An 18,905-nucleotide genomic window follows, 5' to 3' on the forward strand; every position below is an offset into this window, starting at 1 on the left:
CGTCGAACCTCTCCTATACTGTCTCGCGTCCATGCCGTTTAAAGCGCATTCGTTGCCCTGACGGCGTCCCTGTCCATCACTGCAAGGAGATCGAACATGGCTATCCGCATTGGCGACGAAGCACCGGATTTCACCGCCGACACCACCGAAGGCACCCTCAACTTTCACCAATGGATCGGCGATGGCTGGGCCATCCTGTTTTCCCATCCCAAGGATTTTACCCCGGTGTGCACCACCGAACTGGGTTACCTGGCCAAACTCAAGCCGGAATTCGACAAGCGCAACACCAAGGTCATCGGCCTCAGCGTCGACCCGGTCAGCGACCATAACCGCTGGGTCGGCGACATCGCCGAGACCCAGGGCACGGCGGTCAACTATCCGCTGATCGGCGACGAAAACCTGGTGGTGGCCAAGCTCTACGACATGATCCACCCCAATGCCAGCGGCGGCGCGCGCACGGCAGTGGACAACGCCACGGTGCGTTCGGTGTTCATCGTCGGCCCGGACAAGAAGGTCAAGGCCATGCTGATCTACCCGATGAGCGCCGGGCGCAACTTCGATGAAGTGCTGCGCCTGCTCGATTCCCTGCAACTGAACGCCAAACACACCGTCGCCACGCCGGTGAACTGGCGGCCGGGTGAAGACGTGATCATCCCGACCTCGGTGTCTGACGAAGACGCGAAGAAGAAATATCCGGATGGCTTCACGACCCTGAAGCCGTATCTGCGGACGGTGGCTCAGCCGAAGTAGTCATCAGCCGTGAGACCGCCATCGCGAGCAGGCTCGCTCCTACAGGGATCTTCGGTCAACACAAAATCTGTGTACGACTGAAGCCCAATGTAGGAGCGAGCCTGCTCGCGATGGGGCCAGTCCTGCTGGCCTAGGACTTTTATTCAAACCAGATACTTTTTAAACCACCCCAACGTCCGCTCCCACGCCAGTTTCGCCGCCGCCTCGTCATAACGCGGCGTCGAATCATTGTGAAAACCATGATTACAGCCAGGGTAGATATAGGCCTCATAGGTCTTGCCCCCGGCCTTCAACGCTTTCTCATAGGCGGGCCAGCCTTCGTTGATCCGCGTATCCAGTTCGCCGAAGTGCAGCATCACCGGGGCCTTGATCCGGGGCACTTCTTCGGCTGTCGGCTGGCGGCCATAAAACGACACGGCGGCCCCCAGTTCCGGATAGGCCACGGCGGCGGCGTTGGTCACGCCACCGCCGTAGCAGAACCCGGTGATGCCGACTTTTCCAGTGGCGGCAGGGTGTTTCATCATCCACTCTACGGCGGCGAAAAAGTCGTTCATGAGCTTTTCCGGGTCGACCTTCGCCTGAAGCTCGCGGCCCTTGTCGTCATTGCCGGGATAACCGCCGACCGAACTCAGGCCGTCCGGGGCCAGGGCGATGAAACCGGCCTTGGCCAGACGGCGGGCCACGTCTTCGATGTACGGGTTGAGCCCACGGTTTTCGTGCACGACCACCACTGCCGGCACCTTGCCGGTGGCCTTGGCCGGACGCACCAGATAACCGCGAACCTGGCCGTGGCCCTTGGGCGAGGGGTAGGTGATGTATTCGGCAATGATGTCCGGATCGGTGAACTCGACCTGTTCGGCCAGCGCATAGTTGGGGCTTAGCGCGGCGAGCAGGGCGCCTGCGGTCAAGCCGCCGAAGGTAAACAACGCCGCGCGGTCGAGAAACTCTCGGCGGTTGATCTTGCCGTGGGCGTAGTAGTCGTACAGTTCCAGCAGTTCAGGGGCGAAGTCTTTGGCAGTTAGACGGGTCATTGCTGCAACTCCTCTCGGCTGGTTTAACACGGATCAATCTTGTTGGCGAAACGCCGTCCCTGTGGGAGCGAGCCTGCTCGCGATAGCGGAGTGTCATTCAGCATGGATGTCGACTGATCTGCCGCCATCGCGAGCAGGCTCGCTCCCACAGGGATCTATGGTGGATGTTTGAAGTGCATTCTGTTCATTTCACGCACTGCGCCCCGGCCTTGGCCACTTGCGCATCCTGCCCGGGCTTGACGCCCGACACGCCGATGGCACCAATCACCTGGCCATCGAAAACAATCGGCACGCCACCCTCAAGCGAAGTCAGCAGGGGGGCTGAGAGGAAAGCGTAGCGCCCGGCGTTGACCATGTCCTCATAGCTTTTCGATTCGCGCCGCCCGAGGGCTGAGGTACGCGCCTTTTCGGTGGCGATATACGCGCTGCCGGGCGCGCAGCCGTCGAGGCGTTCGAGGGCCAGCGGGTGGCCGCCGTCATCGACCACCACTATGGTCACGGCCCATTGATTGGCCTGTGCTTCGGCGCGGGCAGCGGCAAGGATCTGGCCGACTTCGGCCTGGCTCAGGACGGCTTTGCTGTTCATGGGCATCTCCAGGGTTCGGTTAAGGCAGGGCGTCTTCGACCAGTTCGATCCAGTGCCGCACCGGGGTTCGGCCCGCGCCGTCGAGGTGCGACTGGCAGCCGATGTTGGCCGTGACAATGACCTCGGGATGGCCGCTTTCCAGGGCGTTGAGCTTGTTGTCGCGCAGTTGTCGCGACAGTTCGGGCTGGGTCAGCGAATAGGTGCCCGCCGAACCGCAGCACAGGTGTCCGTCGGGAACGGACGTCAGGTTGAAACCGAGTCCGGTCAGCAGCGCTTCCACGGCACCGCCGAGTTTCTGCCCGTGCTGCAAGGTGCAGGGGCAATGGAAGGCCAGGCGTTGCGAGGCGTGGATGCCAAGTTTTTCCAGTGGTTCGTCGCGCAACACTTCCACCAGGTCCCGGGCCAGCGCACTGACCTTTTTCGCCTTGTCGGCATAGGCCGGGTCGCTGGCGAGCAGATGGCCGTAATCCTTGATGAAGGCGCCGCAACCGCTGGCCGTCTGCACAATCGCTTCGGCGCCTTTTTCCAGGCTCGGCCACCATGCGTCGATATTGCGCCGGGCACGGTCGAGGCCGGCGGCCTGGGCGTCCAGGTGGTAGTCCACGGCGCCGCAGCAACCGGCCTCGCGGGTCGCGATGACACTGATCCCCAACCGGTCCAGCACCCGCGCCGCCGCGGCATTGGTATTGGGTGACAGGCTGGGCTGCACGCAACCTTCGAGCATCAGCACCTGACGCTCACGCAGGGTCGTGGGTCGCGGTTTGGCTGGGTAGACATTGCGCGGCAATTTGCTTTGCAGGGTGCCGGGCAGCAGCGCGCGGAACACCTGACCGCTATTGACCAGGCTTTTAAACAAATCCGGATGCGGCACAGTCTGCCGCAACCCTTCGCGCAACAGGCGCTGACCGAGCGGGCGTGGCACCGCCGCATCGACCACCGCCCGCCCGATGTCCAGCAGGTTGTGGTAGTCGACGCCCGACGGGCAGGTGGTTTCGCAGTTGCGGCACGACAGGCAGCGGTCCAGGTGCTGTTGGGTCTTTTGCGTGACGTCGTTGCCTTCCAGCACTTGCTTGATCAGGTAGATGCGGCCCCGCGGTCCGTCCAGTTCATCGCCGAGCAATTGATAGGTCGGGCACGTGGCATTGCAGAACCCGCAGTGCACGCAGGTGCGCAGGATGCTTTCGGCTTCTGCGGCGCGGGGCAGATGGCTGGCGCTTTCACTCAAGGTCGTCTGCATGATTCAAAGCTCCGCGTACAGGCGTCCGGGGTTGAAGATGCCCCGTGGATCGAGTTGTTGTTTCAGGTTGCGGTGATAACGCATCAGGGCCGGGGGCAGCGGATGGAACGGGCTGTCGGTCAGGCCGTGGCTGAAACAGGTGGCATGGCCGCCGATCTCGTCGACGACCTGGCGGATGAACGCCGCGTCGGCATCGGATTTCAGCCAACGCTGGGCGCCGCCCCAGTCGATCAACTGACGCCCAGGCAGCGACAGGAGCGGCGTGTTGTGTGGCAGTGACAGGCGCCAAAGCGGCTGGTCTTCATCGAAGAAACTCAAGCGCTGCTCGTTGAGATCGTCCCACCAGCAAGCCTCCAGCCGCTCGCCCCCGAGGCGCTCATGGGCCGCCGCCACCGAACCTTCACCGCCCTCCAGTCGCAGGTGCAGGCGTGAACCGTCGTGACAGGCCGCGCTGATCGGCAACGGCTGCTGGCCCCATTCCGCCAGGCGCAACAAGGCCCGTTCGGCGTCCATTTCCAGGCTGATGCTTAAGGCTTGCCGGGGTTTTGGCAGCACTTTGAGGGAAACTTCGGTGATCAGCCCGAGGCTGCCGTAACTGCCGGCCATCAGGCGCGACATGTCGTAGCCGGCGACGTTTTTCATCACCTCGCCACCGAAGCGCAGCAGCTTACCTTGCCCTGTGATGACCCGCGTGCCGAGGACGAAATCCCGCACCGAACCGACCCATGGCCGCCGAGGCCCGGACAGCCCGCAGGCGAGCATGCCGCCGACGGTGGCGCCGTCGCCGAAGGAGGGTGGCTCGCAGGGCAACATCTGGCGCGCGGCGTCCAGCACCTGCGCCAGCTGCGACAACGGCGTGCCGCAGCGGGCGGTGATCACCAGTTCAGTCGGGTCGTAACTGACGATGCCCCGGTGCGAGCGGGTGTCGAGAATTTCCCCGGCCGTGGTGCGGCCGAGAAAGGCTTTGCTGTTGGAACCCTGGATGCGCAACGGCGTGGCGTTTTCCAGCGCCTGATTGACCTGTTCCAGCAGTGACTGGCTGTCATCGAAATCTTCAGGGCCGTGCATCAGAAGCGCTCCAGCTCAGGGAAGGGCAATTGACCGCCATGTATGTGCATGGCACCGAATTCGGCGCAGCGGTGCAGGGTCGGAATGTTCTTGCCGGGGTTGAGCAGGCCGCCGGGGTCGAAGGCGGCCTTGATGGCATGGAACAGGGTCAGCTCATCGCTGTTGAACTGCGCACACATCTGGTTGATCTTCTCGCGGCCCACGCCGTGTTCACCGGTGATGCTGCCGCCGACTTTCACGCACAACTCAAGGATCTTGCCGCCCAGGGCTTCGGCTCGGTCAAGTTCACCGGGTTGATTGGCATCGAACAGGATCAGCGGATGCATGTTGCCGTCGCCGGCATGGAACACGTTGGCCACCCGCAGGCCGTATTCGTTCGAGAGCTCGGCGATGGCCTTCAGCACGCCGGGCAGTTCGCGGCGGGGAATGGTGCCGTCCATGCAGTAGTAGTCCGGCGAAAGGCGGCCCACCGCCGGGAACGCATTCTTGCGCCCGGCCCAGAAACGCACGCGCTCGGCTTCGTCCCTGGCCTGGCGTAACTCGATGGCGCCGGCCTGTTGCAGCACTTGGCGCACCCGGTCGCAGTCATCTGAGACATCGGCTTCAACGCCGTCGAGTTCGCACAGCAAAATCGCCTGGGCATCCACCGGATAACCGGCGTGGATGAAGTCCTCGGCGGCGCGGATGGCCAGGTTGTCCATCATTTCCAGGCCACCGGGGATGATGCCGGCGGCAATGATGTCGCCGACCGCGCGCCCGGCTTTTTCCACGGAATCGAACGCCGCCAGCAGCACTTTGGCGGTCTGCGGCTTGGGCAGCAGCTTGACCGTGACCTCGGTGATCACCCCGAGCAGGCCTTCGGACCCGGTGAACAGCGCCAGCAGGTCGAAACCGGGGGCGTCGAGGGCGTTGGAGCCAAGGCTGAGGTGCTCGCCATCGACGGTGAGGATGTCGACCTTGAGCACGTTGTGCACGGTCAGGCCGTACTTCAGGCAGTGCACGCCCCCGGCATTTTCCGCGACGTTGCCGCCGATGGAGCAGGCGATTTGCGAGGATGGATCCGGCGCGTAATACAGGCCGAAGGGTGCCGCCGCCTGGGAAATCGCCAGATTGCGTACGCCGGGCTGAACCCGTGCAGTGCGGGCGGCGGGATCGATGTGCAGGATGTTGTTGAAGCGCGCCATCACCAGCAGCACGCCTTTCTCCAGGGGTAGCGCGCCGCCGGACAAACCGGTGCCGGCGCCACGGGCCACGACGGGGACGTGCAGTTCATGGCAGACCCGCAACACCCCTTGGACTTCGTCGATGTATCGGGGCAGCACCACCAGCATCGGCGTGGTGCGATAGGCCGACAGTCCGTCGCATTCGTAGGGCTTGAGTTCCTCCCGCTGATGCAGGACTTCCAGATTCGGCAAGCGGGTTTGCAGGGCCTGCAGCAGCGCCTGTTTGTCGACGTCGGGCAGGGCGCCGTCAACGCGTTCATCGTAGAGAATGTTCATGGGATCACGATTCTCGCTGGAGGCCACTGACCTTCATCATTGGCCTGATACCGCCGACTGTCCATGGGATGTTTGTCAGCACGGCGGACCATTCATTCAATAAAAACCACTCTCCACTGTGGGAGCGGGCTTGCTCGCGAAGGCGGCGTATCAGTCGATAAAAATATTGCCTGACAGGACGCTTTCGCGAGCAAGTCGGATCGCCGCACCGCCGCTCCCACAGGGATCAGGCTTAAGCAGAATTACGCTGGTGTTTGATTTAATGCCCGCCCACCACCATATGGCTGAACGGCGCGACGTAGGCCTGCAGCGTCACCAGGCCGCCGACCAGGATCGCCAGCACAATCGAGTGGAAGAACACGTAGCGCAGGATTTCCCCTTCATGGCCGTACCAGCGGGTGGCAGTGGAGGCGACCACGATCGACTGGGCGTCGACCATCTTGCCCATGACCCCGCCGGAACTGTTGGCGGCGGCCATCAACACCGGGCTGATGCCCAACTGCTCGGACGTCACCCGTTGCAAGCCACCGAACAGCACGTTGGACGCGGTGTCCGAGCCGGTCAGCGCCACGCCGAGCCAGCCGAGCAGGGTGCCGAACATCGGGTAGAAAATGCCCGTGGCAGCGAAGGCCAGGCCCATGGTCGCGTCCAGGCCCGAGTAGCGCGTGAGGAAGCCCAGCGCGAGCATCGCCGCAATGGTGATCAGCGAGTAACGCACCACCCACAGGGTACGCAGGTACTGGTGAATCAATTGCGGGATCGAATACCCCATCAGCAAGCCGCCGACAATCGCCGCCAGCAGAATGCCGCTGCCGGTGGCGGTGAACCAGGTGAACTTGTACACCGCTTCTTCAGTTTTCGGCGCGGCGACCACGGGTGGGACTTTCTCAACCTGCAAGTGCAGGGTGGTAAAGGTCACGACCGGCGCGAACACAGGGTTCGCCTCGCGCATCGGCTTGCCCTGGGGATCAAGCTTGGCGGCACTGGTTTGCGGGTCGATGGCGGGGCGGGTGTCGAAGGTGTTCTTGAAGCCCTGGGTGCCCCAGATGAACACGAAGACCGTCAGGATCAGCCACGGCATCCACGCCCGCATCACCGCCGGTTTTGCCTCGTTGGAAAAGGTTGCAGTGGGTACAGGCTTTTCGTCGTGCTCGGCGTCGATCTTCGAGTCGTCGACCCGGCCGGACAGGGCGGCGGACGTGTGTACGGTGGCCGGTTTCCACACCTTGAGGAAGCCGGTCAGGCAGGCCATGGAAATCAGCGCGGCGATCACATCCACCAGCATTGGCCCGTGATAGTTGGATACCAGGAACTGCGGCACGGCAAAGCTGACCCCGGCCACCAGGATCGCCGGCCAGATTTCCACCATCTTGCGCCAGCCGGCAAAGGCCCAGATCAGCCAGAACGGCACCAGCACCGAGAAGAAGGGCAACTGCCGGCCGACCATCATCGACAGTTCCATTTCATCCAGCCCGGTGACCTTGGCCAGGGTGATGATCGGCGTGCCGAGGGCGCCGAACGCCACGGGAGCGGTGTTGGCGATCAGCGCCAGCCCTGAAGCGGCGAGCGGCGAAAACCCCAGCCCGATCAGGATCGCCCCGGTCACCGCCACCGGCGTACCGAAACCGGCCGCGCCTTCGAAAAACGCCCCGAAGCAGAAGGCGATCAGCAGCAATTGCAGGCGCCGGTCATCGGTGATGCGCGCCAGGGAGTCTTGCAACACCTTGAACGAGCCGTTCTCGGTGGTCAGGCGGTGCAGGAAGATGATGTTCAACACGATCCAGCCAATCGGCAGCAGGCCGTTGGCCGCACCGAACAGTGCTGCCGAACCGGCCATGCCCGCCGGCATGCCGAAGGCGAAGATCGCGATCAGCAAGGCCGAGACCAGGGCGAGCAACGCCGCCAGGTGCGCCTTGATATGAAAGAACGCCAGGGACGCCAGCATCACCACCACCGGCACAGCCGCCATGAGCGTTGAAAGCAACGGGTTACCGAACGGATCGTAGACTTGCTGCCAGACCATGTTCCACCTCTGCTTTTTATTGTTGGGCGTGCAGATCCCCCTGGGGGGGAGGTGGTCTTCAGTATAGGTGGCATTGCGCCGCTGTCAGGGCTGGCCTCCGGTCCTGCCAATCGGCGCACTTCCGAGGGCTGAGCTAGCATGGCCAGTAGGGTTTGAATTCAGTCAGGGGAGCAATGCAGTCATGACCGAGCGCCATATGGAGCACAAGGAAACGCTATCGAACGGATGCAGCATCAAAGTCACAGCCGAGATATTGAAAGACGGTTCGTTGGGCATGTTCATCGGCATCTATCGGCCGGACGGCACGGCCATCGATGAAAACCACGACCCACGGCCGCACATGCTGGACATGGAAGCGGCGATGGATTGGGGGATCGATATTGCCAAGGGGATCGGCAATAGCCAGCGAACGTTGTGAGCGGTTGCCGCCCGTGCCCGGGCGACCGTTGGTCGCTGTCAGAACCCGAACGAACGGGCCGAGCCTTTTGCCAGTTCGACATCCAGCAAATGCTCGACCAGCACGTCATTCAAAAACCGGAACTGATCATTGAGCCCGACCACTTCGTTGCTGAAGTGATGATCGGCTGCCGGGATCAGCAACGCCTCGAAATTTTTGTCGAACATCAGAGTCAACTCTTTACGTGACTCGAATTCCTGCGCGTAGAAATTGTTGCCGAACACCGGAAAACCCACGGCGAGGGTGACGGTGTGAATCATGATGTTTGCTCCTCGCTCAGGACGTACCAGGCAAACACACTCAATGTGAACGCCGTCAGGGCCAGGCAGGTCAGCAGATGGATCAGCATGATGTTCCCCTCCGATTCGGGGTTTCGTGTTGGCTTGGGATTGATCCTACGCTGACGGCGTTCAAGCGGAAGGCAATCGCGGCGATGGTGAATATCGACGCCAGTGATGGTGCAATTTGCGCTGTCTGCTCTGGCCCCATCGCGAGCAGGCTCGCTCCCACAAACCGCTTCACTGTGGGAGCGGGCTTGCTCGCGAAGGCGGCCTCAAGGGCGCCGCCACCTATACTTGAATCATGGGTTTTGGGTGTCGGGCATTTCGCCCGGTACACACTGCAGGAAGTCGCGATCTTGAGCCTGCGTTCGCTGGTCATTGCCGTACTGGTGGTGTTGGCAGGGTGCGCCACACCGCCGCGTGCGCCGGTGGAAGTGGCGCCGGTCATCGTTTCAGAGAGCACCTGGCAACAAGTGGACCGGGAGATCGTCGCCGCGTCGCAGTCGGCCACCGAGCAGACCCGAATCTACGCCCGCGGCGCCATGGATTACTGGCGCACACGGGTCTATGAATTGACCGAACAGAATTTCATTCCGTGGTTCAGCAATTACTGGACCCAGGAATGGCTGTCGGTGAAGGTCAGCTGGTACAACCTCAACGCCAAGGGCGAGCAGGACGCATCGGAAAAACGTCTGGCGGCGTACCTGCTCGAAGCCTATCAGGAGAAGGTTCTGGCCCCGGTGGCACGGGAAGTCGATCCCGATTCGATTCTCAGCCTGGCAGCGGCGTTCTACGTCGACATCCTCAAGGAAGAACTGCAGAAGATCTCCACCCGCCACGGCGTGCCGATGGCCCAGCTCAACGGGCGCATCCAGAAAATCCCGGCCATCGCCCTCGGGCCGCCGCCAGCGCGGAACGCCTCGTTGTACCAGATCGTGCACACCGAACAGCTGAACACCTTGCCGGCCTACGCCGCGCTGGTCGACAAAATCCACAAGGCCGGCGGCGACAGGGGCGTGGGTTCGACCGACACCGCGATGGCGCCGGTGGCCAGGCGCGCCAGCCGGCGGATGGAAGCCGAAATGGCCCCGCGCGGGGCCGCCAGCGCCGTGGCCGCGGCAGTCGGGAAACTCGCCGGTAGCTTGATCACGGTCGGGGTGGCGGGCATTCGCGCACTGATTCAGGCCAATGACCGGCCCGACAGCGAGGCGCTGATTCGCAGCAGCCTGGGCAATACCTTCGACAAGGCCTGGCTCAAACTGATGCAGAACCCGACCACCGGTGTCATGGCCGGCACGCTTTACATGGCGGGGCAGATCGAAGGCAGCCTGGCGGGCCGCACTGCACCGCCGGTCGGTTTGAGCGCCGGGACTGTCGATTGGACGCCAGCGCAATCGACTACCCAGCAGAACACCCCATGACCCAAGGAGAAATACTCATGTCTTACGTCGATGGTTTTATCGCTGCCGTACCCTCCGCCAACCGCGGGCAATACATCAAGCACGCCGAAATCGCCGCCTCGATCTTCAAGGAAAACGGTGCCTTGAGCGTGGTCGAATGCTGGGGCGAGGATGTCCCGGAAGGCAAGGTCACCTCGTTTCCAATGTCGGTGAAGCTCAAGGAAGGCGAAACCGTGGCCTTCGGCTGGATCGTCTGGCCGGACAAGGCCACCCGCAATGCCGGGATGGACAGGATGATGCAGGACCCGCGCATGAAGCCGGACGTCAATCCGATGCCCTTCGACGGCCAGCGCATGGTGTACGGCGGGTTCGAAGTACTCCTCAAGGCCTGACGCCGCACGCGGGATCACTCCGGCGTCGGGGTGATCCTGCAACTCTTGCGCTGGCGGATTTCGTCGTCCGTCGGCCGCTCGCGGATGAACTCGAAGCGCGGTTCACCTTCGCTGTAATGCACCAGCCAGCCCCATTCCAGCTTGAGCTCATCCTGGCCGGGCTCGGGCGGTCTGGCCCACCATGGTTCCTTGCTGATGATTTGTCGCATGGCCCCCTCCGGTTTTTCGGGATGCTGAAACTATAACCTGCATGACCCTCGGCGCCACAAATGCGCTGGTCGGCAAGCGGGTGTTGAGTACACTCAGGCAGTCTTCCCAGGAGGTGCCCGGCATGAACGACGAATCCCGCGAGCCGTTCAAGCGTCTGTTCTTTGCGCTGAACTGCGCCCCGGCCCAGCGCCGGGAGATCGCGCGGTGGCGCAGTGCGCTGCAACTGCGCAACGGACGGCCGGTGCCGACGGAAAACTTTCACCTGACGCTGAAGTTTTTGGGGGCGGTGGGCGTGGCGCAGATTGCCGAGATTTGCACCGCTGCGGCGTCGATCCGTACACCGGGCGAGCGCTTGACGGTGGTGCTGGATCGGCTGGACGTGTGGCGCCGGGCAGGGGCGCTGGTGCTCGCGCCGGAGCAGGCGTCCCCGGCATTGCTGCGCCTGGTGTATGCCCTGGAGCAGGCGATGTTGCCGTTCGGCCTGGAGCAGGCCCCAAGGGAATACCGTCCGCACCTGACCCTGGCGCGGGACTATCGGGCGCCGGTGCCGGAGTCCGCGACACCCCCCGAATTCTTCCTGCGGGCTGATCGATTCACCCTGTTCGAATCCCACAAGGGACGTTATCGGGCGCTGGCCGAATGGCCGCTGCTTGATTTTGACCGCTCATAAAAAAGGCGCCCGAGGGCGCCAAAATTCACCTGAACCGAGGGAGCCAGGTGAGGCCGTTCTACTTGCAGGAGAGGCAGCGGTGGTAAAGCGCTGCGTGAACGGAAATTGGTAAAGCTGAAATGTGTGCTGGATGTTCTGGCCTCATCGCGAGCAGGCTCGCTCCCACAGGGGGGAGCGTCGTTCACATATCACTGGTTCAACACGGACCAATGTGGGAGCGAGCCTGCTCGCGATGGCATTTGCGAGTGAATTACTGCCCGAGTTTCACCTTGGTCCAGCCACGTGTCATGACCCGCTGAACGGCAATCGGCTGGTCCGGCACGGCATAGAGCGTCGCCATAACCGCTTCTGGCGGGTAGGAGCCCGGATCGTTGCGGATCGCTTCATCGACCAGTGGCGTGGCCGCCGCGTTCGCGTTGCTGTAGCCGATGTTGTTGGTGATGTCGGCAATCACGTCGGGGCGCATCAGGAAGTTCATGAACAGGTAAGCGTTCTCGACGTTGGCGGCATCGCGGGGGATGGCGAGCATGTCGTAGAAACTGGCAGCGCCTTCTTTCGGGATGCTGTAGTCGATCTTCACCTTGTCCCCGGCTTCCTGGGCGCGGGCCTTGGCCTGCAGCACGTCGCCGGAGTAACCGACGGCCACGCAGATGTTGCCGTTGGCCAGGTCCGAGATGTATTTCGACGAGTGGAAGTACGCCACGTTCGGGCGAATCTTCATGAACAGCGCCTCGGCTTGGGCGATGTGCTGTTTGTCCTGATCGTTCACCGGGTAGCCCAGGTAGTGCAGGGCGGTCGGGATCATTTCAGTCGGCGAATCGAGGAAACTGATGCCGCAGGCTTTGAGCTTCTCGGCGTTTTCCGGTTCGAACAGCAGGTCCCAGGAGTTGGTCGGGGCGTTGGCGCCGAGCACTTCCTTGACCTTCTGCGGGTTGAAGCCGATGCCGATCGAGCCCCACATGTACGGGATGGCGTGGGCGTTTTCGGGATCGCTCGCGGAGGCGTTTTTCAGCAGCACCGGGTTGAGGTTTTTCCAGTTCGACAGCTTCGACTTGTCCAGTTCCTGATAGACACCGGCCTTGATCTGCTTGGCCAGGAAGCTGTTGGACGGCACGACGATGTCGTAGCCGGATTTGCCTGCCAGCAGGCGTGCCTCAAGGGTTTCGTTGCTGTCGAAGACATCGTAGGTCACCTGGATGCCGGTTTCGTCTTCGAATTTCTTGACGGTGTCCGGGCCAATGTAATCCGACCAGTTGTAGACGCGCAGAACCTTGTCATTGGCCTGGGCGCCAGTGGCGATTGCGCCCAATAAGGACAGTGTCAGCAGAGTCCTGCCAAACATTTTCATCGGTACAACTCCATTTCTTTTTTATTCAAAAACACAAAACCTGTGGCGAGAGCGCTCATTTGTAGGAGCGAGCCTGCTCGCGAAAAACACAAGGACGCCGCGTTAATTCAGACAGCCCACGTCATCGTTTACGTCCATCGTCGGATCGCCGCCCGGAGCAAGCTCGCTCCTACAGGAGGCGGCACTAGGCCGTCGCTCCTGCCATTTTCTTTTCAGGCTGCTGCCAGGATTCGCTGGTGGTCTGGTCCATGGCTTCCTGGATCGCGCGCTTACGGCTGGCTTCGGCGCGGCGGCTGAAGTACCAGACCATGAAGGTCACGATCGACACGGCCAACAGGATCAGGCTGGCCACGGCGTTGATTTCGGGCTTGACCCCCAGGCGCACCGCCGAGAACACTTCCATCGGCAGGGTCGTGGAACCCGGGCCGGACACGAAGCTCGCCAGCACCAGGTCATCCAGCGACAGGGCGAACGACATCATGCCGCCCGCCGCCAGTGACGGCGCGATCATCGGAATGGTGATCAGGAAAAATACCTTGAACGGCTTCGCACCCAGGTCCATGGCCGCTTCCTCGATGGACAGGTCCAGTTCGCGAAGGCGGGCGGAGACTACCACCGCCACATAGGCGGCACAAAACGTGGTGTGGGCGATCCAGATGGTGACGATGCCACGCTCCATCGGCCAGCCGATCAACTGCGCCATGGCCACGAACAGCAGCAACAGCGACAGACCGGTGATCACTTCAGGCATCACCAGCGGCGCGGTGACCAGGCCGCCGAACAGCGTGCGACCCTTGAAACGCGTAACGCGCGTCAGGACGAACGCGGCTAACGTCCCTAGTGCGACTGCCGCAATCGCGGTGTAGCAGGCGATTTCCAGCGAGCGTCCCACCGAGCCCATCAGCTGGCTGTTGTCGAGCAAACCGGCGTACCACTTGATCGACCAGCCACCCCACACCGTCACCAGCTTCGAGGCGTTGAACGAGTAGATCACCAGAATCAGCATCGGCAGGTAGATAAACGACAGGCCGAAAATCAGCATGAACTTTGAAAATCCGAAGCGTTTCATCCCCGTGCCTCCATCTCTTTGGCCTGGCTGCGGTTGAACAGCAGAATCGGCACAATCAGGATCAACAGCATCACCACCGCCAGGGCGGACGCCACCGGCCAGTCGCGGTTGTTGAAGAACTCTTGCCACAACACACGGCCGATCATCAGGGTTTCCGGGCCGCCCAGCAGTTCCGGAATCACGAACTCACCGACCACCGGAATGAACACCAGCATGCAACCGGCGATGATGCCGTTCTTGGCCAAAGGCACGGTGATTTTCCAGAAGCTGTTGAAGGTGCTCGAACCCAGGTCCGATGCGGCTTCCAGCAGGCTTTGGTCATGCTTGACCAGGTTGGCGTACAGCGGCAGCACCATGAACGGCAGATACGCATACACCACGCCGATATAGACGGCGATATTGGTGTTGAGGATCTCGATCGGGTGCGACGTCAGCCCGGTCCACATCAGGAACCCATTGAGCAGGCCGTTGTTGCTGAGGATGCCCATCCACGCGTAAACGCGGATCAGGATAGCGGTCCAGGTCGGCATCATGATCAGCAGCATCAGCACGTTCTGCGCTTCCTTGCTGGCCTTGGTGATGGCGTAGGCCATCGGGAAGCCGATCACCAGGCACATCACGGTGCTGAAAAACGCCACCTTCAACGAACCCAGGTAGGCGGACAGGTACAGCTCATCCTGGCCCAGCAGGGTGTAGTTGCCGATGTTGAGCAACAGCTGGAACTTCTGCTCGGCGTAGGTGTAGATCTCCGAGTAGGGCGGAATGGCCAGGGCCGCTTCCGAGAAGCTGATCTTCATCACCAAAAAGAACGGCAGCATGAAGAACAGGAACAGCCAGATGAACGGAATCCCGATGACGAACTTGCGCCCGCTGGGGACCCACTTCAGGAATTGCTGATTGAAGGTTTTCATGCGCGCAGTACCACGCCGCTGTCGTCTTCCCACCACACGTAGACCTGATCGTCCCAGGTCGGACGCGCACCACGGCGTTCGGCGTTGGCCATGAACGACTGGACGATCTTGCCCCCAGGCAGCTCGACGTAGAACACCGAGTGGCCGCCGAGGTAGGCGATGTCATGCACTTTGCCGGCGGACCAGTTGTAGCGGTTTTCGGGCTTGACGGTGCTGACCAGCAGTTTTTCCGGGCGGATCGCGTAGGTGATCGACTTGTCCTGTACCGAAGTGCTGACGCCGTGACCGACGTAGATCTTCTGCGCAAGATCCGGGCTGTGGATGATCGCGTGACCTTCCAGGTCCTCGACCACGGTGCCGTCGAAGGCGTTCACGTTGCCGATGAATTCGCAGACCATGCGGCTGACCGGTGCTTCATAAATGTCCACCGGGCTGCCGATCTGGGCGATCCAGCCCAGGTGCATGATCGCGATGCGCTGGGCCATGGTCATGGCCTCTTCCTGGTCGTGGGTCACCATCACGCAGGTCACGCCGACGCGCTCGATGATCTCGACAAGTTCAAGCTGCATCTGCGAACGCAGCTTTTTATCCAGTGCGCCCATCGGTTCGTCGAGCAACAGCAGCTTCGGACGCTTGGCCAGGGAACGGGCCAGGGCCACGCGCTGACGCTGGCCGCCGGACAGTTGGTGCGGCTTGCGCTTGGCGTACTGGGTCATGTGCACCAGGCGCAGCATCTCCTGCACCCGGGCGTCGATTTCGGCCGCTGGCAAACGGTCCTGCTTGAGGCCGAAGGCGATGTTCTGCGCCACCGTCATGTGCGGGAACAGCGCGTAGGACTGGAACATCATGTTGATCGGTCGTTCGTACGGCGGCATGTCGGTGATGTCGACGCCGTCGAGCAGAATCCGGCCTTCGGTCGGACGCTCGAAACCAGCGAGCATGCGCAGCAGGGTCGATTTGCCGGAACCGGAACCACCGAGCAGGGCGAAGATTTCACCCTGATGGATTTCCAGGGACACATCGTCCACGGCGGTGGTTTCGTCGAACTTCTTGGTGACGCGATCGATTTTCACCAACACCTTTTTCGGTGCCTGGTGACCCTCAAGAGCCTTCCTGTAGATGCTGGAGGCGTTTGCCATGTGAAACTCCCAACAGGTTTCAGTCGCCCGGCCAACACGGCCCGGCTTAATAGTGGATTGCAAACCCGTATCGGGGACTTCGGTCATAACGCAGATCCTGTGGGAGCGAGCTTGCTCGCGATGAGGCCGGCACAATCGACATTGATGTCGCCTGACACACCGCTATCGCGAGCAAGCTCGCTCCCACAGGGTTTTGCGTTTGCTGATCGAACTCACCCATACCGCTCGGGTTTATTCGGCGCCGCCATCCTGGCTGCCTGGTCGTGCTTGTTGTTATTGCAGTGTGTTGTTTTCGCGAGCGGGGCACGCAAAAGCGCCTGCCCGCTCGCGTTGGGCAGTCAATCGTTGAATGTGGGTATCAGTTCGTCAGCTCGAGTGACGCAGTGCCGCCCGTTGCCGGCAGGCTTCGCCGAACGCCTGGAAAATACTCAGATAAGGAGGGTTGTTCAGCACTTGCCATTCCGGGTGCCATTGCACGCCGAGGGCAAACGCCTGGCTGTGTTCGACCGAGATCGCCTCGATCAGGCCATCGGGTGCGACGGCTTCGGCGCGCAGGCCGGGCGCGAGGCAGTCGATGCCCTGGCTGTGAATCGAATTGACCTGGAACACCGCAGGCAGGTCCAGCGCTTCGAACACACCACCGGGCTGCACATTCACCCCGTGAGCGGGAGCGTATTGCACGGCCAGGTCCGGATGGTCGGCCTCGCGATGGTCGAGGAAGCCAGGCAGTTCATGGACCTTCTGATGCAGGCTGCCACCGAACGCCACGTTCATCTCCTGGAAGCCACGGCAGATGCCGAGCACCGGCACGCCCGCTGCAATAGCGGCGCGGATCAGGGGAAGGGTGGTGGCATCCCGCGCCGGATCATGATCCGTGCCGGGGGCGCTGTCGGGGCCTTGATAGTGGAAGGGTTCCACGTTCGAAGGCGAGCCGGTCAGCAACAGACCGTCGAGCTGCGGCAGCAGGTCATCGATGTCGGTCAGGTCGCCTAAGGAAGGAATAACGACAGGCAGCCCCAGTGCGGCAACGCTGACAGCACGCAAGTACTTGTCACCGCTGATGTGGTAGGGGTGCAGGCCAATCTGTTTGACGCATGCAGTAACGCCGATCAATGGCTTGAATGCCATTTTTATCACCTCGAAGTTTCACACTTGAACGAGCTTTTCTGGAGCTTAGCCTTGTTGATTTTAATTAACAACTCTCATGTAAAAAATTCTAAACGCCGCACGTCCGATCTTCAGGATTTACGCGTGTTTGAGGGCGTATCTGGCACGCTCGTCCCCCTGATAGGCCCGAAAATAAACGTTGAAAGGCCAAGTGTTCGCTATTGACTTCACTTTGCCTTTCGGATTGACTGGGCTCGTGAAAGGGCGGTGAACATAATAATTAACAGTAAAAAATAGGTGCATCATGTCGGTCCCTCTGCGTACCGTTCAACTCAACGAAGCAAACGCATTCCTTAAGAAATATCCTGAGGTTTTGTACGTCGACCTTCTGATTGCGGATATGAACGGTGTGGTGCGCGGTAAGCGCATCGAACGCACCAGTCTTCATAAGGTTTACGAGAAAGGCATCAACCTGCCGGCGTCCCTGTTTGCTCTGGACATCAATGGTTCCACGGTGGAAAGCACCGGCCTGGGTCTGGACATCGGCGATGCCGACCGGATCTGCTACCCGATCCCCGGCACCCTCAGCATCGAGCCTTGGCAGAAGCGCCCAACCGCGCAACTGCTGATGACCATGCACGAAATCGAAGGTCAGCCGTTCTTCGCCGACCCGCGTGAAGTACTGGCCAATATCGTGCGCAAGTTCGACGACCTTGGCCTGACCATCTGCGCCGCGTTCGAGCTGGAGTTCTACCTGATCGACCAGGACAACGTGAACGGTCGTCCGCAATCGCCACGTTCACCGGTATCCGGCAAGCGTCCGATGTCGACCCAGGTGTATCTGATCGACGACCTCGACGAATATGTCGACTGCCTGCAAGACATCCTCGAAGGCGCGAAAGAGCAGGGCATCCCGGCTGACGCCATCGTCAAGGAAAGCGCCCCGGCGCAATTCGAAGTCAACCTGCATCACGTGGCTGACCCGATCAAGGCGTGCGACTACGCCGTCCTGCTCAAGCGTCTGGTGAAGAACATCGCCTACGACCACGAGATGGACACCACCTTCATGGCCAAGCCGTATCCGGGCCAGGCGGGCAACGGTCTGCACGTGCACATTTCGATTCTCGACAAAGAAGGCAACAACATCTTTGCCAGCGAGGATCCCGAGCAGAACGCCGCGCTGCGACACGCGATCGGCGGTGTGCTCGAGACCCTGCCGGCGCAGATGGCGTTCCTTTGCCCGAACGTTAACTCCTACCGTCGTTTCGGCGCGCAGTTCTATGTACCGAACTCGCCGAGCTGGGGCATCGACAACCGCACCGTGGCCGTGCGTGTACCGACCGGTTCGCCGGACGCCGTGCGCATCGAACACCGCGTGGCTGGTGCCGACGCCAACCCATACCTGTTGATGGCTTCGGTATTGGCAGGCGTGCATCACGGCCTGACCAACCAGATCGAACCGGGCGCCCCGGTGGAAGGCAACAGCTACGAGCAGAACGAGCAGAGCCTGCCGAACAACCTGCGCGACGCACTGCGCGAGCTGGACGACAGCGAAGTCATGGCGCGCTACATCGACCCGATGTACATCGACGTGTTCGTGGCGTGCAAGGAAAGCGAGCTGGCCGAGTTCGAGAACTCCATCTCGGACCTTGAGTACAACTGGTACTTGCATACCGTTTGATGGCCCCGTGGATGGGTGGTGTACACAGAGCCTGTGACACCACCAG

General features: G+C 61.5%; 19 protein-coding genes. 6 read left to right on the forward strand and 13 right to left on the reverse strand.

Annotation, left to right across the window (positions count from 1 at the left end; all coding sequences use genetic code 11):
* Positions 1 to 96: 96 nt before the first annotated feature.
* Positions 97 to 750 carry a peroxiredoxin gene (locus AC3IT9_RS12435; protein WP_489273247.1) on the forward strand — a complete coding sequence of 218 codons (654 nt, stop codon included), beginning with the start codon at positions 97 to 99 and terminating at the stop codon, positions 748 to 750.
* A gap of 143 nt (positions 751 to 893) precedes the next feature.
* On the opposite strand, the gene yghX is transcribed toward AC3IT9_RS12435, so the two are convergent.
* The 6 genes from yghX to AC3IT9_RS12465 form a co-directional block, all read right to left on the reverse strand.
* Positions 894 to 1,781: a YghX family hydrolase gene (gene yghX, locus AC3IT9_RS12440; RefSeq protein WP_489273248.1), complete on the reverse strand. Its 888-nt coding sequence runs from the start codon at positions 1,779 to 1,781 to the stop codon at positions 894 to 896.
* Positions 1,782 to 1,965: 184 nt separating this feature from the next.
* The gene (locus AC3IT9_RS12445) at positions 1,966 to 2,367 is read right to left on the reverse strand and encodes a heme-binding protein (protein WP_489273249.1); all 402 of its coding nucleotides are present in this window, start codon (positions 2,365 to 2,367) and stop codon (positions 1,966 to 1,968) included.
* 19 nt (positions 2,368 to 2,386) lie between these two features.
* The gene (gene glcF, locus AC3IT9_RS12450) at positions 2,387 to 3,604 is read right to left on the reverse strand and encodes a glycolate oxidase subunit GlcF (RefSeq protein ID WP_489273250.1); all 1,218 of its coding nucleotides are present in this window, start codon (positions 3,602 to 3,604) and stop codon (positions 2,387 to 2,389) included.
* A 3-nt stretch (positions 3,605 to 3,607) separates the two neighbouring features.
* Positions 3,608 to 4,672 carry a glycolate oxidase subunit GlcE gene (glcE, locus tag AC3IT9_RS12455; RefSeq protein WP_489273251.1) on the reverse strand — a complete coding sequence of 355 codons (1,065 nt, stop codon included), beginning with the start codon at positions 4,670 to 4,672 and terminating at the stop codon, positions 3,608 to 3,610.
* Complete coding sequence (glcD, locus tag AC3IT9_RS12460) at positions 4,672 to 6,171, reverse strand: glycolate oxidase subunit GlcD (protein WP_489273252.1); 1,500 nt, start codon at positions 6,169 to 6,171, stop codon at positions 4,672 to 4,674. The genes glcE and glcD overlap by 1 nt, the downstream gene beginning before the upstream one ends.
* 259 nt (positions 6,172 to 6,430) lie before the next feature.
* Positions 6,431 to 8,194 carry an L-lactate permease gene (locus AC3IT9_RS12465; protein ID WP_150725403.1) on the reverse strand — a complete coding sequence of 588 codons (1,764 nt, stop codon included), beginning with the start codon at positions 8,192 to 8,194 and terminating at the stop codon, positions 6,431 to 6,433.
* A 181-nt stretch (positions 8,195 to 8,375) separates the two neighbouring features.
* Here AC3IT9_RS12465 and AC3IT9_RS12470 point away from each other — a divergent pair, with 181 nt between their 5' ends.
* Positions 8,376 to 8,612, forward strand: a complete 237-nt coding sequence (locus AC3IT9_RS12470; RefSeq protein WP_150725404.1) for a hypothetical protein — start codon at positions 8,376 to 8,378, stop codon at positions 8,610 to 8,612.
* A gap of 38 nt (positions 8,613 to 8,650) precedes the next feature.
* On the opposite strand, the gene AC3IT9_RS12475 is transcribed toward AC3IT9_RS12470, so the two are convergent.
* Positions 8,651 to 8,911, reverse strand: coding sequence for a hypothetical protein (locus AC3IT9_RS12475; RefSeq protein WP_223448659.1), 261 nt, complete (start codon positions 8,909 to 8,911; stop codon positions 8,651 to 8,653).
* A 377-nt stretch (positions 8,912 to 9,288) separates the two neighbouring features.
* On the opposite strand from AC3IT9_RS12475, the gene AC3IT9_RS12480 reads away from it, so the two are divergent.
* Together AC3IT9_RS12480 and AC3IT9_RS12485 are read left to right on the forward strand one after the other, a co-directional pair.
* Entirely contained in the window at positions 9,289 to 10,353 is a 1,065-nt protein-coding gene (locus AC3IT9_RS12480; RefSeq protein WP_489273253.1) for a hypothetical protein, read from the forward strand.
* A gap of 17 nt (positions 10,354 to 10,370) precedes the next feature.
* Positions 10,371 to 10,724, forward strand: coding sequence for a DUF1428 domain-containing protein (locus AC3IT9_RS12485; protein ID WP_150725407.1), 354 nt, complete (start codon positions 10,371 to 10,373; stop codon positions 10,722 to 10,724).
* A gap of 14 nt (positions 10,725 to 10,738) precedes the next feature.
* On the opposite strand, the gene AC3IT9_RS12490 is transcribed toward AC3IT9_RS12485, so the two are convergent.
* Positions 10,739 to 10,933, reverse strand: a complete 195-nt coding sequence (locus tag AC3IT9_RS12490) for a hypothetical protein (protein ID WP_056727280.1) — start codon at positions 10,931 to 10,933, stop codon at positions 10,739 to 10,741.
* Between the two features lie 122 nt (positions 10,934 to 11,055).
* On the opposite strand from AC3IT9_RS12490, the gene thpR reads away from it, so the two are divergent.
* The gene (thpR, locus tag AC3IT9_RS12495; protein ID WP_489273254.1) at positions 11,056 to 11,604 is read left to right on the forward strand and encodes an RNA 2',3'-cyclic phosphodiesterase; all 549 of its coding nucleotides are present in this window, start codon (positions 11,056 to 11,058) and stop codon (positions 11,602 to 11,604) included.
* A gap of 250 nt (positions 11,605 to 11,854) precedes the next feature.
* Here thpR and AC3IT9_RS12500 read toward each other — a convergent pair whose 3' ends face one another.
* The 5 genes from AC3IT9_RS12500 to AC3IT9_RS12520 form a co-directional block, all read right to left on the reverse strand.
* A complete protein-coding gene (locus tag AC3IT9_RS12500) occupies positions 11,855 to 12,952 on the reverse strand; it encodes a polyamine ABC transporter substrate-binding protein (protein ID WP_489273255.1) in 1,098 nt (365 codons plus the stop codon).
* A gap of 184 nt (positions 12,953 to 13,136) precedes the next feature.
* Positions 13,137 to 14,021 carry an ABC transporter permease subunit gene (locus AC3IT9_RS12505; RefSeq protein ID WP_150752832.1) on the reverse strand — a complete coding sequence of 295 codons (885 nt, stop codon included), beginning with the start codon at positions 14,019 to 14,021 and terminating at the stop codon, positions 13,137 to 13,139.
* Positions 14,018 to 14,932, reverse strand: coding sequence for an ABC transporter permease subunit (locus tag AC3IT9_RS12510; protein ID WP_150725411.1), 915 nt, complete (start codon positions 14,930 to 14,932; stop codon positions 14,018 to 14,020). The genes AC3IT9_RS12505 and AC3IT9_RS12510 overlap by 4 nt, the downstream gene beginning before the upstream one ends.
* Positions 14,929 to 16,071 carry a polyamine ABC transporter ATP-binding protein gene (gene potA, locus AC3IT9_RS12515; protein ID WP_150725412.1) on the reverse strand — a complete coding sequence of 381 codons (1,143 nt, stop codon included), beginning with the start codon at positions 16,069 to 16,071 and terminating at the stop codon, positions 14,929 to 14,931. Before potA ends, AC3IT9_RS12510 begins: the two co-directional genes overlap by 4 nt.
* Positions 16,072 to 16,437: 366 nt before the next feature.
* Positions 16,438 to 17,199 carry a gamma-glutamyl-gamma-aminobutyrate hydrolase family protein gene (locus tag AC3IT9_RS12520; RefSeq protein ID WP_489273256.1) on the reverse strand — a complete coding sequence of 254 codons (762 nt, stop codon included), beginning with the start codon at positions 17,197 to 17,199 and terminating at the stop codon, positions 16,438 to 16,440.
* Positions 17,200 to 17,482: 283 nt separating this feature from the next.
* Between AC3IT9_RS12520 and AC3IT9_RS12525 the strand changes: the two genes are divergently transcribed.
* Positions 17,483 to 18,859, forward strand: coding sequence for a glutamine synthetase family protein (locus tag AC3IT9_RS12525; protein ID WP_150725414.1), 1,377 nt, complete (start codon positions 17,483 to 17,485; stop codon positions 18,857 to 18,859).
* The last annotated feature ends 46 nt before the right edge of the window (positions 18,860 to 18,905 follow it).

Source organism: Pseudomonas sp. KH_046_1 (genome assembly GCF_057839025.1).

Coding starts and splice junctions, on each gene's coding strand:
- AC3IT9_RS12435 (WP_489273247.1), top strand. CDS start 97: ATGGCTATCCGCATTGGCGACGAAGCACCGGATTTCACCGCCGACACC.
- yghX (WP_489273248.1), bottom strand. CDS start 1,781: ATGACCCGTCTAACTGCCAAAGACTTCGCCCCTGAACTGCTGGAACTG.
- AC3IT9_RS12445 (WP_489273249.1), bottom strand. CDS start 2,367: ATGAACAGCAAAGCCGTCCTGAGCCAGGCCGAAGTCGGCCAGATCCTT.
- glcF (WP_489273250.1), bottom strand. CDS start 3,604: ATGCAGACGACCTTGAGTGAAAGCGCCAGCCATCTGCCCCGCGCCGCA.
- glcE (WP_489273251.1), bottom strand. CDS start 4,672: ATGCACGGCCCTGAAGATTTCGATGACAGCCAGTCACTGCTGGAACAG.
- glcD (WP_489273252.1), bottom strand. CDS start 6,171: ATGAACATTCTCTACGATGAACGCGTTGACGGCGCCCTGCCCGACGTC.
- AC3IT9_RS12465 (WP_150725403.1), bottom strand. CDS start 8,194: ATGGTCTGGCAGCAAGTCTACGATCCGTTCGGTAACCCGTTGCTTTCA.
- AC3IT9_RS12470 (WP_150725404.1), top strand. CDS start 8,376: ATGACCGAGCGCCATATGGAGCACAAGGAAACGCTATCGAACGGATGC.
- AC3IT9_RS12475 (WP_223448659.1), bottom strand. CDS start 8,911: ATGATTCACACCGTCACCCTCGCCGTGGGTTTTCCGGTGTTCGGCAAC.
- AC3IT9_RS12485 (WP_150725407.1), top strand. CDS start 10,371: ATGTCTTACGTCGATGGTTTTATCGCTGCCGTACCCTCCGCCAACCGC.
- AC3IT9_RS12490 (WP_056727280.1), bottom strand. CDS start 10,933: ATGCGACAAATCATCAGCAAGGAACCATGGTGGGCCAGACCGCCCGAG.
- thpR (WP_489273254.1), top strand. CDS start 11,056: ATGAACGACGAATCCCGCGAGCCGTTCAAGCGTCTGTTCTTTGCGCTG.
- AC3IT9_RS12500 (WP_489273255.1), bottom strand. CDS start 12,952: ATGAAAATGTTTGGCAGGACTCTGCTGACACTGTCCTTATTGGGCGCA.
- AC3IT9_RS12505 (WP_150752832.1), bottom strand. CDS start 14,021: ATGAAACGCTTCGGATTTTCAAAGTTCATGCTGATTTTCGGCCTGTCG.
- AC3IT9_RS12510 (WP_150725411.1), bottom strand. CDS start 14,932: ATGAAAACCTTCAATCAGCAATTCCTGAAGTGGGTCCCCAGCGGGCGC.
- potA (WP_150725412.1), bottom strand. CDS start 16,071: ATGGCAAACGCCTCCAGCATCTACAGGAAGGCTCTTGAGGGTCACCAG.
- AC3IT9_RS12520 (WP_489273256.1), bottom strand. CDS start 17,199: ATGGCATTCAAGCCATTGATCGGCGTTACTGCATGCGTCAAACAGATT.
- AC3IT9_RS12525 (WP_150725414.1), top strand. CDS start 17,483: ATGTCGGTCCCTCTGCGTACCGTTCAACTCAACGAAGCAAACGCATTC.